This is a genomic window from Allorhizocola rhizosphaerae, from assembly GCF_003426775.1.
In the GTDB taxonomy this organism is placed as follows: domain Bacteria; phylum Actinomycetota; class Actinomycetes; order Mycobacteriales; family Micromonosporaceae; genus Allorhizocola; species Allorhizocola rhizosphaerae.
This window is the reverse complement of sequence record NZ_QJUG01000018.1, coordinates 46,304-57,123: the sequence shown is the minus strand read 5'-3', so window position 1 is coordinate 57,123 and position 10,820 is coordinate 46,304. Positions and strand designations below refer to the sequence as shown.

The following is a 10,820-nucleotide window of genomic DNA, read 5'->3' as shown; positions in this document are numbered from 1 at the left end:
CGCGCTGAGCACCCGCGGCCCCTACGGGCGGCGCCCGCCACGGCGGCCGCGCGGTCTTTCTGCGCGGACGCTGCGACGGGCGCGGACACTGTGCCGGGCGTGGCGTGCCGGTGGCTATTTGCGCAGACCGCGGAAGAATGCGCGCACATCCGATACCAGCAAATCAGGCTCTTCCATGGCTGGGAAGTGACCGCCCTCGGTGTGATCGGACCAGTGGGTGATGGCGTTGGTGGGGTTGAAGATGCGCCGCATCACCGGATGGCTGTTGAACACCGCCCACCCACTGGGCACATTGGACGGTGCGACCCAGTCGACGTCCGCATGCGCTGCCTCGTAAAGGAAACGTGCCGCCGACGCGCCCGTCCTCGTGAACCAGTAGATGCTGATGTTCGTGAGCAGTTGGTCGCGATCCACCGCCTCGTGCAGGGACTTTGCGGGATTGGTCCACGTCTGGAACTTCTCCGCGATCCACGCCAGCTGCCCGGCAGGCGAGTCGGTGAGCGCCGCGGCGATCGTTTCCGGCCGATGTGCTTGCAGATCGAGGTACCCGCGCTCCGCCTTCCACGCCGCACGCGCCGCCTCCACGATCTCGCGCTCGTCGTCGGTCAGATGATCGGGCATGGGGATCTGCTCGCCCACCAACCCGAGTGAACCCCGATCGCTGTTCACATGCGTGCCGATCACGCGGTCGGGCAGGGTCGCACCAAGCCGGCCAGTCACCCCCGCGCCGAGGTCGCCGCCGTGGGCCGCGAAACGCTCGTACCCGAGCCGGCTCATCAGCTCGGCGAACGCGGCCGTGGAGCGCTTGAGCTCCCAACCACTCCCGCTCAGCGGGGTCGAGAACCCGAACCCGGGCACCGACGGAATCACCACATGGAACGCATCGGCCGGATCGCCCCCGTGTGCGGCCGGATCCGTCAGCGGCCCGATGATGCGCATGAATTCGGCGAACGAACTCGGGTATCCGTGGGTGATCAGCAACGGCATCGCACCGGGCTCGGGAGACTTCACGTGTACGAAATGGATGGTCTGGCCATCGATCTCGGTGGTGTATTGCGGGAACGCGTTCAACGCGGCCTCTTGACTCCGCCAGTCATAGGACTTCAACCAGTACTCGACAAGATCCTTCAAAACGTCCACGGGCATGCCGCGGCTGAAGTCGGCGCTGTCGCCCGGGACCGGCTCGGGGAAGCGGGTGTCGGCGAGCCCGCGGTGCAGCGCGTCGAGCTCGGTCTGCGGGATGTCGATGCGGAAGTCCTTGATGTTCGTCATGACCCCTAAGCTAGGAGCCATTGCGGAAGAGTTGCTTCCGCAATCGGGAGGATCCTCAAAAAATGTTGCAGACATCGGCACGACTGCTCCGCCTGCTGTCCCTGCTGCAGGCGCACCGCGACTGGACCAGTGCGCAGCTGGCCGAGCGGTTGGAGGTGAGCACCCGCACCATCCGCAGCGACATCGACAAGCTGCGCAACCTCGGCTACCCGGTGCACGCGGCGCCCGGTGTGGCGGGCGGATACCGGCTCGGCGCGGGCGCGTCACTGCCCCCGCTGCTGCTCGACGACGAAGAGGCGGTCGCGGTGGCGGTCGGCCTGCGGGCCGCCGCCGGCGGCGCCGTGTCGGGCATTGAGGAGACTTCGGTGCGGGCTCTGGCCAAGCTGGAACAGGTGCTCCCGTCGCGCCTGCGCCATCGGGTCAACGCGCTGCAGTCGGCCACCGTCACCGTTCCCGGCACCGGCCCATCCGTCGATCCCGCTGTGCTCACCGCGATCGCGACCGCGATCCGGGCAAGCGAGCGGCTGCGCTTTGACTACTCCTCACACACGGGCACGGCGAGCCGGCGCGACGTCGAGCCGCACCGCCTGGTCAACTGGGGCCGCCGGTGGTACCTGGTCGGGTGGGATCACGGGCCGCGCGAGTGGCGCACGTTCCGGGTCGACCGGGTCACGCCGCGCATCCCGAACGGGCCCCGGTTTACCCCGCGCGAACTGCCCGACGGCGACGCGTCGAGTTTTGTCCAGCGCGGAGCAGGCGCGGCGACGTGGCGGTTCTTCACTCGGGTGCGGCTGCACGCACCGCTGGCATATGTGCGCGAGCGCATGCCACCGGCCGTGCCGGTGGAGGCCGATGGGCCGGACCATTGCGTCGCCGAGGTCGGCTCGGACAGCCCGCAGATGCTCGCGCTCTACATTGGACTGTTGGATGTGGACTTCGAGGTGATCGACGCACCGGAGTTCGCCGACCACCTCGACCGGATGGCCGCACGCTTCACGCGGGCTGCCGCCTCAGCACGCTAGTCCCAGGTCATGTCCACCTGATGCTCGAAGGCGAGGTATCCGAGCCGCGCGAACGACTTCGCCATCGGCACGTTGCCCACGTCCGTGGCCGCACGGATGCGCGGAACGTCTTGGGCGGCAAGGATTCGTGTGCCCTCGGCCAGGATCTCGTCGATGTAGCCCCGGCCGCGATGCTGGGGCACCACACCGATGTACGCGATGATCGGGTTATAGGAGTTTCTGGACGGGATGACGAACCCGACCGGGTCACCGTCGGGGGTCGTGGCGACCCGCCACCAGTCGCGCGGACCCTTGTAGCTCGGGAACTCGTCGTCGCACTGCTCGGCGGCGACCTCGGCGGCCGATTTGCTGGTCAGGTCGCTGCGGCTGTGGGCGTCGAGCGTGCCGTCGAGCACCCGGGCCAGCAGGTCCATCAATTCGTCGCGGCCGCCCACCTCGCGGAAGCGCAGCCGCCCGGTGGGCTCGGGGATCGGCGTGCCGGGACGCCACTCCAGCCGGAGCCGCTCCACGAACAGCTTGGCTCCCAAGCGTTCCAGCGCCTCGCGCCACGGTGTGGGGCCCTCGCGCCAGTCGGGCGGCACGAACCGGATGTATTGCTTTTTCGGCATGCCCGCCGCGAACGCCGCTTCAAGCAGGCGCACGCCGGTGTCGGCATCGTCCACATCAACGATGTCGATCGCATAGGGATCGCGGCCGGGTTCGACCGCCCACCAGGCGAGCCTGCCCACGAGGCGGTCGCCGCGCAGCGCCACCCACAGCCATTCCGGCCTGCGCCGCCCGGCGCTCAGGTCGCCGGCCAGCTCCGCGTTCAGCACATATGGGAGGCGGCAGAACAGGTCGAGTTCGTCAGGCCCGGCAATCGGGCGGATGGTCAGATCGTCACTTGCTTGAGTCATGGCACTTCCCTGGATCAGGCGTGCCAGTCACCTCGGTCGTCGTGTGAGGGAACCAGCACGATTTCATTGGCGTACATCGCATTCCCTCCTTCCCTGTCTCGTGGATTCTTGAGGATCTTATCCGGTACCGCGTCGGCGCCCACCTCATTTATCGCGCGAGCGGCGACACCGGTCCCGGCGCCACCTCGTGAGTCGCCCACGTCACTCGATCAGGACCCGTTTCGCCGCGGCGAGAGGGAGCCGGTCGGCCCGGCTCCCTCTCGCCCGTGCTCGGTGCGCCCGCGATCAGCTGCAACCGCTGGTCGAGCCACAGCCCTCACACACGTAGCAGCTGCCTGCCGGGCGCATCTTCGTGCCGCAGGTGTAGCACAGCGGCGCGTCGGACGCCTTGCCGGTCAACGCCTCCAGTGCCTCGGTCGACGAGCCCACGCGCTCGACCACGGGACCCGGCACGGCAGCCGGCGAACTGCTGGTGATGGCCGCCGGCGGCACGTAGTCGACGCCCGCCTCCTCGGCCTCCAGCCGCGCCGCGCGCTCCTTGGCAGTGAACACGCCGAGCTCGGCCCGCTGCTCGTACGGCAGGAAGTCCAGCGCGAGCCGCCGGAAGATGTAGTCCATCACCGACTGGGCGATCCGGATGTCCGGGTCGTCGGTCATGCCCGCCGGCTCGAACTTCATGTTCATGAACTTCTCGACATAGGTCCGCAGCGGCACACCATATTGCAGCGCAACGGAAACCGCGATCGAGAACGCGTCCATCACCCCGGCCAGCGTGGAACCCTGCTTGCCCAGCTTGAGGAACACCTCGCCCAGCCCATCGTCGGGATAGGACGACGCGGTCAGGTAGCCCTCGGCGTCGCCCACCGCGAACGAGACCGTCTGCGACGGGCGCTTCTTGGGCAGCCGCTTGCGGATCGGCTTGTATTCGACCACCCGCTCGACCGCCTTTTCCGGCTCCGTTGCGGGGGCTTCCCTCTTCGCCACGCTCAGCGGCTGGCCGACCTTGCAGTTGTCACGGTAGATGGCCAGCGCCTTGAGCCCGAGCTCCCACCCGTCGAGGTACATCTTCTCGACTTCCTCGACGGTCGCCGACTCCGGCATGTTGACCGTCTTCGAAATGGCGCCGGAGATGAACGGCTGCACGGCCGCCATCATCAGCACGTGGCCCATGGGCGCGATCGACCGCTCACCCATCGCGCAGTCGAACACCGCGTAGTGTTCCGGCCGCAGACCCGGTGCGTCGATGACGTGCCCGTGGCTGGCGATGTGCTCCGTGATCGCCTCGATTTGCTCTTCCTGGTACCCCAACGTGCGCAGTGCGCGCGGCACCGTCTGGTTGACGATCTGCATGGACCCGCCGCCCACCAGCTTCTTGAACTTCACCAGCGCCAGATCCGGCTCGACCCCGGTGGTGTCGCAGTCCATCATGAAGCCGATCGTGCCGGTCGGGGCGAGCACGCTCGCCTGGGCGTTGCGCCAGCCCTGCCGCCCGCCAAGCTCGTTGCCCGACTGCCACTCGTGCAACGCGGCGACCGCGATCGACGCCGCGACCGAGTTGTCGGTCTTGATGGCACCGGCCGCCTCGGCGTGCTTGGCCATGACTCGCTTGTGCGGCATGGCATTGCGCGCGTAACCCTCGTATGGCCCGACCACGCCCGCCAGCTCGGCGGAGCGGCGGTAGGCGGTGCCGGTCATCAGCGAGGTGATGGAGGCGGCCAGGGCACGCCCGCCGTCGGAGTCGTAGGGCAGGCCGGACGCCATGAGCAACGCGCCGAGGTTGGCGTAGCCGATGCCCAACTGCCGGTAGGCCCGCGTGTTCTCGGTGATCTTCTGCGTCGGGAAGTCGGCGAACGAGATGGAGATGTCCATCGCCGTGATGACCAGCTCCACGGACTTGGTGAACCGCCCGATGTCGAACGAGCTGTCGTTGTTGAGGAACTTCATGAGGTTGAGCGAGGCCAGGTTGCACGACGTGTCGTCCAGGTGCAGGTATTCCGAGCACGGGTTGGACGCGGTGATGCGACCGGTCTCCGAGCAGGTGTGCCAGTCGTTGATCGTGTCGTCGTACTGGATGCCCGGGTCGGCACACTCCCACGCCGCCTGCGCCATGCGCCGGAAAAGCGCTTTGGCCTCAACGGTTTTGATGACGCTCCCGTCGAGCCGGGCGAGCAGGTCGAACGACTTGCCCTCGCGCACGGCGCGCATGAACTCGTCGGTCACCCGCACCGAGTTGTTGGCGTTCTGGTATTGCACGCTGACGATGTCGTGGCCGCCGAGGTCCATGTCGAACCCGGCGTCGCGCAGCGCACGGATCTTGTCTTCCTCACGCGCCTTGGTGTCGATGAACTCCTCGATGTCGGGGTGGTCGACGTCGAGGATCACCATTTTGGCCGCGCGCCGCGTGGCTCCACCGGACTTGATGGTGCCGGCGGACGCGTCTGCGCCTCGCATGAAACTCACGGGGCCGGACGCCGTACCCCCGGAGGAAAGAAGCTCTTTGGAAGAGCGGATGCGGGAAAGGTTGATGCCCGACCCGGAGCCACCCTTAAAGATAAGACCTTCTTCCTTGTACCAATCCATGATCGAGTCGATCGAGTCGTCCACGGACAGGATGAAGCAGGCGCTGACCTGCTGCGGGGAGGCCGTGCCCACGTTGAACCACACCGGCGAGTTGAAGCTGAACACCTGGTGCAGCAGCATCCAGGTCAGCTCGTGCTCGAAGACCTCGGCGTCGTCGGCGGTCGTGAAGTAGCCGTACTCCTCGCCTGCCGCACGGTATTTCTTCACCACGCGGCTGATCAGCTGCTTGAGGCTCCACTCGCGCTCCGGCGTGCCCACCGCACCCCGGAAATATTTCGTCGTCACGATGTTGGTCGCGTTGACGCTCCAGAAATCGGGGAACTCCACCCCGCGCTGCTCGAAGTTGATCGAACCGTCCCGCCAGTTCGTCATGACGACGTCGCGGCGCTCCCAGATGACCTCGTCATATGGATGCACACCCGGTTTGGTCCACACGCGCTCGATGGTCAGGCCCTTGCCTGCGTCCTCCGCCGCCTGGTCGCGCGCTGTCGCGCTCTCCCCCATCGCCCAGCCCCCTTCGCTGAAAGCTCGATGTCTGCCCTGTCTACGTTTGCTGTGTCTTGCCTTGCGGTGTGTTGCTCGCTTTATGTCGCTCGCCTTTTCTCGCTCGGTCGGTCGGTCTTGCATCCCCCGGTTTCGCGCTTCCTTTTCGGTCCACGCCTTGCGTTCACGTCTAACCCACGCCCGTATCGCGCGCCTTGACATTGGCTTATCGGCACCCGCTCGGCGCGTCATGTCGTGTCACTCGCGCCGACCGCCAGTTGTTGTCACCGGCCGCCTCGCGCCCTTGTCACGCTTTTCTCGCGGCCCCTCACGCTTTTCTCGCGGTCTCTCTCGCGCTCTTTTGTCGCGACCCTTCTCGCGCGCTGCGCTTTTCCGGCCGCCCGCGCGTCAGGGCCCGCCGCCCCTATCGGCTGCCCCCGTCTTGCTGGCCGTGCCCGCCTTTTCGGCCGCACTTGCCTTGTCTGCGCCACTCGCTTTATCGGCCGGCCCAGCCCGATCGGCACCACTCGCTTTGTCTGCTGGCCCGCCCTTGTCAGCAGCACTCGCTTTGTCTGCTGGCCCGCCCTTGTCAGCAGCACTCGCTTTGTCTGCTGGCCCGCCCTTGTCAGCAGCACTCGCTTTGTCTGCTGGCCCGCCTTTGTCGGCCGCAGTCGCCCTCTCGCCTGGCCCGGCCTTATCCGGCGCGCCTGCCTTATCCGGCGCGCCCGCCTTCTCAGCCGGCCCGTGGCCGTCCACAGCGCCCGCCTTCTCAGCGGTCGCGCGGCGCAGCACCTCGATCTCGCGAATGAAGTCATCGGCGGACTGGAAATCCTGATAGACCGACGCGAACCGCAGGTAGGCCACCTCATCGAGCTCGCGCAACGGTCCGAGGATCGCAAGACCGACCTCTTGGCTGGGGACCTCGGCCGCGCCGCGGGCGCGGACCGCATCCTCCACCCGCTGGGCGAGCAGGGCGATCGCGTCTTCGTCGACGGGCCGGCCCTGGCATGCCTTGCGCACCCCGTTCATAATCTTGATGCGGCTGAACGGCTCGGTCACGCCACTGCGCTTGACGACGGCCAGCACGGCCTCCTCGACCGTGGTGAACCGCTTGCCACACTCGGGGCAGTGCCGCCGCCTGCGGATCAGCGCGCCGTCGTCTGCCTCGCGGGAGTCGACCACGCGCGAGTCGGGATGGCGGCAGTATGGACAGCGCACGGCGTCGACCTCCTCTCCAGCTCTCCAGGCAGGCTCACTCAAAGTGATGGTGTGATCGCGCTATCCCCAATCTATAGAGGGTTGGCGCTAATAGACCACAACATGTTGTGTGCAGACACTATGCCCCGACCGGCGGATCAAGCAAGCCAACACACGGTGTGTCGCGAGTCGCAATTTTCGAACACCGTTACTATTGGTACAGACGTTTGAAACTTGCGTGCTGTCCGGTTAAAGTCTTCCCGTCACGAACATGCGAATGGGAGCCCCAGAGATGTCCCCAGTTGAGCGAGCGCGGCCAGGCCGACCTCCAGCTGCGCCCGTGGGCGCGGGACCGATGCGTGCCGTCGCGGCGACCAGTGCGTCTGCCAGCGACCTCGCCGAGTCCGACCTGAGCAGCCGACAGCGGCGCATCCTCGCGGTCATCCGCGAGTGGGTGGAGCAAAACGGTTATCCACCAACGGTTCGCGAGATCGGCGACGCGGTGGGCCTCGTGTCCCCGTCGTCCGTGGCCTACCAACTCAAGGAGCTGGAGAAGAAGGGCTTCCTGCGCCGCGACCCGTCCCGCCCGCGGGCCGTCGATGTGCGCAGCCTCGACGACGATGAGACCTTCCGGGCCGGACGCCCGGCACCGGCATACGTGCCGCTGCTCGGCCGCATCGCCGCCGGTGGGCCCATCCTGGCCGAGGAGTCCATTGAAGATGTGCTGCCCCTGCCGCGCGAGCTTGTCGGCCAGGGCACGCTGTTCTCCCTCCAGGTCAAGGGAGACTCGATGATCGAGGCCGCCATCTGCGACGGCGACATCGTCGTGGTGCGCCAGCAGCCCACCGCCGAAAACGGCGACATCGTCGCCGCGATGATCGACGGCGAGGCCACGGTCAAGGTTTACCGCCTGCGCCAGGGTCACGTGCAGCTGGTGCCGCGCAACACGGCATACCAGCCGATCCCGGGCGACCAGGCCACGATCCTCGGCAAGGTCGTCGCCGTCATGCGCCGCGTCTGAGACACACCCGCGCGGCGCTGCCCATCACCATCGACTGGTGCCGCGCCCACGCCCGCCCGATGATGGCGCATGTGTAAGCACCGTGAAACCTCGCCAAGACCTCCCACGCTGCGACAGGTTCCGGCACAAGACCGCCTGCTAAAACCGTCGGGTCGATCACCGGGAGCTCGCGCCGGGGTGGCCAGGACGTTATGTGCCCACAGGTCGCCGTGTGTCAGGCAGGCCGGCAGGTCGGGCAGCCGGTGACACAGCCGCTCCAGCGCCGCCCGGTCTGCGGGGTCGAGTGCTGCCGCGAGCGCCGCCACCCCACCCGTCGCCGGCACCACCGTGACGACATCACGCATCCCGGCCCGCAGCAGGCGCTCCACAGCAGGAACGTTGCCGAGTGCGTTACGACGGGCCCGTCCCGTCCGGGTCTAACGGCTGGTCCAGACGTAAAGGTGGTCGTTGGCGGTTTGGGCGTGCCGGGCGAGCGCGATGAGCTCGGTGAGGACCGAACGCAGGAACTCCGCGTCGATGTCGCCGGCCCACTCTTCGATCTCGGCCCAGGCGTCCACCAGCTCCGGAATCCGCGCATCGTCGATGCGGGCGAGCGAGTCGCGTCCCTCATCAGCCAACTCCGAAACCCAGGAGTCGCCGTTGTCGAGCTCCGAGTCTGGCGTGATGATGTCCTCCGCCACCAGATCCGGCGTCCACTCAACGGATTCGGCGATGGACACGAGCAGGCCGAGGTTGATGACGGGCTCGACGCGATTGGCCTGCACGACGTCGGAACCGGGCGCTGGGCCCGAGGATGAGGCCAAGGCCAGGGCCGCTGCCGCATCGGGCGCACGGAAGTAGACGTAGTCAGCGGTCTGCACGGCTCACCGGTGATAGCCCTGGTCGGGATAGTCCGGATAACCGCTGCCGTAGCCATATCCAGGTTGCTGCTGCGGCTGCTGTTGCTGCTGCGGATAGGGGTCTTCGTATCCGCCATACGCCGGCTGGCCGTAGCCCTGTTGCGGGCCATACCCTTGCTGCGGCCCGTACCCCGGAGGCTGCTGTTGCCCGTATCCCTGTGGCTGCTGCCCGTATCCCTGGGCCTGCTGCCCGTACGCCGGCTGGCCGTAGACGTTGCCCTGATTGCCGCCACCCGGATATCCACTGTTGTTGTTCGGGTACCCGTAATCGGGCTCATATCCCCGCTGGTCGTACCCGCGCTGATCCTGATACCCATATCCCGCCGCCGCGAGCACAGTGGTCCGCGAGTTGTCGCCCGCGGCCTCGAGCCCGTCGTCCGCTTCCTCCTCGTCGCGCCGCCGCTTGCGCGCGCGCAGGATGCCCACCACGCCGATGAGCACCAGCAGCGCTCCGAAAACGCCAACCGCGCCGATGAGCATGTACAGCCGATCGGTACTGGATATCAAGGATGACCACCAGGCCTTCTGCGCCACCGGCTCGGTCTTGGGTCCGGCGGGCGCCGCCGGGGGCGCGGCTTCTTGTTTGTTGGGCACATACGACAGGATGTCGGGCTTCTTCTTGGTGTCGTCGCTGACGTGTGCGGTCTCCGAGACGGTCCAGAAGTTGGCCCCGTCGGCGCTGTACGCGATCGCCTCGCCCATGATTTCGGCCGGCATCGCCGTGACCTTAGGCTTGCCCGTGGTGAGCGCCTTGACGATGTCACCGTCCGGGGTTTCCCACTCGAAGGCGTCCGCATACGTCCGGACAACGAACCGTTTCCGGTCGGGTGCCATGGCCGCGCCGGTCACCCACCTGCGACCGTCGGCCTTCCAGACGTTGTCGGTGTCGGTCTTGGGCAGCGTGAGCTCTCCGGCCAGTCGCATCGGCACGCCCGCCGTGCTGTTTTCCACGGGCGCGGCGGTGGCCACATATATGTAGGTCTTGGGCTCCTTGACGGCCTTGGTGATCACGATGGGCAGCCCGTCGGCGCCGATCAGCAGCGCCTCGGCGTCGTGCTTCTTGCCGTCCGGATAGGACAGACGGTATGGCCCGGTTATCTTGTCACCGGACAGCTTCCACAGCGCGATGGTGCTGCGCTTCAGATCGTTGTCGCCGATGTCGCCGATCCAAATCGTGCCGCTCGCGTCGACGGCCATGTCCTCCGGGTCGAGCGGTGAAGTGGGATAGCCGAGCGGGTTTCCGACGACCCGGCAGGCGCTGTCGAGCTTGAAGACCTTTTTGCGGGCGGCCGCCTCGCTGCCGTCGTTGACGACATAGGTCGCTCCGTTTGCGACCACCATGCCGGACAGCTCGACCGCGTCCCGGTTGGTGATCGTGCACACGGTCTTGCCGACCAGGCCGCTCGGGATGGCACCGGCGCTCGGCGCGGGCGACGGCGCCACGGCGGCG

Annotated in this window: 7 protein-coding genes and 1 pseudogene; 2 read left to right on the top strand and 6 right to left on the bottom strand. The window is 67.2% G+C overall.

All coding sequences use genetic code 11. The annotated features are described in order from the left end of the window. Positions 1-114 precede the first annotated feature (114 nt). On the bottom strand, positions 115-1,272 hold the full coding sequence (locus DM816_RS05755) for an epoxide hydrolase family protein (RefSeq protein ID WP_117209010.1): 1,158 nt from the start codon (positions 1,270-1,272) through the stop codon (positions 115-117). A gap of 62 nt (positions 1,273-1,334) precedes the next feature. Between DM816_RS05755 and DM816_RS05750 the strand changes: the two genes are divergently transcribed. Further along, positions 1,335-2,294, top strand: a complete 960-nt coding sequence (locus DM816_RS05750) for a helix-turn-helix transcriptional regulator (RefSeq protein ID WP_117209009.1) — start codon at positions 1,335-1,337, stop codon at positions 2,292-2,294. On the opposite strand, the gene DM816_RS05745 is transcribed toward DM816_RS05750, so the two are convergent. From DM816_RS05745 to nrdR, 3 genes and pseudogenes are all read right to left on the bottom strand, one after another. Next, a complete protein-coding gene (locus tag DM816_RS05745) occupies positions 2,291-3,190 on the bottom strand; it encodes a GNAT family N-acetyltransferase (RefSeq protein ID WP_117209008.1) in 900 nt (299 codons plus the stop codon). The genes DM816_RS05750 and DM816_RS05745 overlap by 4 nt on opposite strands. 285 nt (positions 3,191-3,475) lie before the next feature. Further along, entirely contained in the window at positions 3,476-6,274 is a 2,799-nt protein-coding gene (locus DM816_RS05740; protein ID WP_117209007.1) for a vitamin B12-dependent ribonucleotide reductase, read from the bottom strand. A gap of 738 nt (positions 6,275-7,012) precedes the next feature. Then, positions 7,013-7,471, bottom strand: a pseudogene (gene nrdR, locus DM816_RS43635) (transcriptional regulator NrdR); the annotation flags it as partial. Positions 7,472-7,805: 334 nt separating this feature from the next. On the opposite strand from nrdR, the gene lexA reads away from it, so the two are divergent. Next, the gene (gene lexA / locus DM816_RS05730) at positions 7,806-8,471 is read left to right on the top strand and encodes a transcriptional repressor LexA (RefSeq protein WP_246001606.1); all 666 of its coding nucleotides are present in this window, start codon (positions 7,806-7,808) and stop codon (positions 8,469-8,471) included. 416 nt (positions 8,472-8,887) lie between these two features. Here lexA and DM816_RS05720 read toward each other — a convergent pair whose 3' ends face one another. Together DM816_RS05720 and DM816_RS43630 are read right to left on the bottom strand one after the other, a co-directional pair. Beyond that, positions 8,888-9,331, bottom strand: coding sequence for a hypothetical protein (locus DM816_RS05720; protein WP_117209005.1), 444 nt, complete (start codon positions 9,329-9,331; stop codon positions 8,888-8,890). 3 nt (positions 9,332-9,334) lie between these two features. Next, positions 9,335-10,813, bottom strand: a complete 1,479-nt coding sequence (locus DM816_RS43630) for a hypothetical protein (RefSeq protein WP_117209004.1) — start codon at positions 10,811-10,813, stop codon at positions 9,335-9,337. Positions 10,814-10,820: the final 7 nt, after the last annotated feature.

What these genes read in the sequence shown, in the direction of transcription:
- DM816_RS05755 (WP_117209010.1), bottom strand. Translation starts at nt 1,272, where the DNA reads ATGACGAACATCAAGGACTTCCGCATCGACATCCCGCAGACCGAGCTC.
- DM816_RS05750 (WP_117209009.1), top strand. Translation starts at nt 1,335, where the DNA reads ATGTTGCAGACATCGGCACGACTGCTCCGCCTGCTGTCCCTGCTGCAG.
- DM816_RS05745 (WP_117209008.1), bottom strand. Translation starts at nt 3,190, where the DNA reads ATGACTCAAGCAAGTGACGATCTGACCATCCGCCCGATTGCCGGGCCT.
- DM816_RS05740 (WP_117209007.1), bottom strand. Translation starts at nt 6,274, where the DNA reads ATGGGGGAGAGCGCGACAGCGCGCGACCAGGCGGCGGAGGACGCAGGC.
- lexA (WP_246001606.1), top strand. Translation starts at nt 7,806, where the DNA reads ATGCGTGCCGTCGCGGCGACCAGTGCGTCTGCCAGCGACCTCGCCGAG.